Annotated in this window: 1 protein-coding gene; it reads right to left on the bottom strand. The window is 44.8% G+C overall.

Translation table 11 applies throughout. The features are described from left to right. Nucleotides 1–387: 387 nt before the first annotated feature. A partial coding sequence (locus tag GY843_RS20805; protein WP_297312598.1) for a hypothetical protein occupies nt 388–1118 on the bottom strand: 731 nt, incomplete at its 5' end.

Raw genomic sequence — 1118 nt, 5'->3', positions numbered from 1 at the left:
CTTCAAAGTAACTCATGGTTTCACTCCTGAGTGAATTCAGGGCGACATTGCCCTTCCTTCAGCTTAGAAGCGGAGAACGAGATCAGAATATAATTAATGAGGTGGGGGCGGCACTACTACCGCGGAGCGGTTTAGTCCAATTGTCTTTTCGTGCCTGTCACTAATAACTGTAGGGCGGCATCGTACGTAAACCGGACCTTGGTACTTGAAGCTCGAACACAATGCACAGCTTAAACATGCATCATGCTCAGGGCGTGCTTTCATATATCTACTAGAAGATTTCAGTAGCAATGACCAGCGTATTCCAATTCGATTAACAACAATGATTTCGTCATTGCTTTTCATATCTAAATTTGTAATGCGTGAAACAGGTCTTGAATTCAGAAGTCACAGAGGATAGTACATAGTGTTAATCTTTCCTATATTCCTCTTACCTGCACTATATCGTGCAGCTTGTTGTTTGAACCAGTCACCAAGACCATTAAACAAGGTTTGATATGCGGCAGTCCTCGCGCCATTAGCAAACTTACCACCTGATATCACAGATGCTGTTCCACCAATTACTGCCGACGCTAAAGTGGCACCTATGGCATTGTCTCCCATTGAACCGATCATCGGAGTTCCAGCCCCTTTTGTAAAACCTGCACTAAAGAATCCGTGACCAAATTTTCCGCCTGATAGAGTTGATATAACTCCTCCAACAGCAGCATGACTTGCTATTTGACCTGCAATTTGACCAGAGGTCAGCATATTGCCACCAAATTCATGGAGCCCATTGTAAATTTGGTCAAACTCAGCCGCGCTTGAAGCATCAGCTAATCGGCCCAAATTTGCATCTGAAGCATTCCTAAAATGTTGCCCTATCTGCTGAAAGGCGGCAGCAGAGAATGCTCCAACCAACGCCCCCCTCAAACTACCTGTCGCAATACCTCCAGATACGAAGCCTATTGCTGCTGTACAGAAAAGATCAACACGCCCTAGTAACTCACTCTCATACCTATAAACGACATCGTCCAGAGCAGACGTTACTGTATCAATTGGTCGAACGCCACTACCCAGAATTTCAGAAGCAGCTTTCACAAAAAGGGAAGTCGTTACCACTTCATGTGGTAAAAGAG

The sequence above is a fragment of the Neptuniibacter sp. genome (assembly GCF_024231755.1).
Taxonomy (GTDB): domain Bacteria; phylum Pseudomonadota; class Gammaproteobacteria; order Pseudomonadales; family Balneatricaceae; genus Neptuniibacter.
This window is presented reverse-complemented; position numbering and strand designations above follow the sequence as displayed.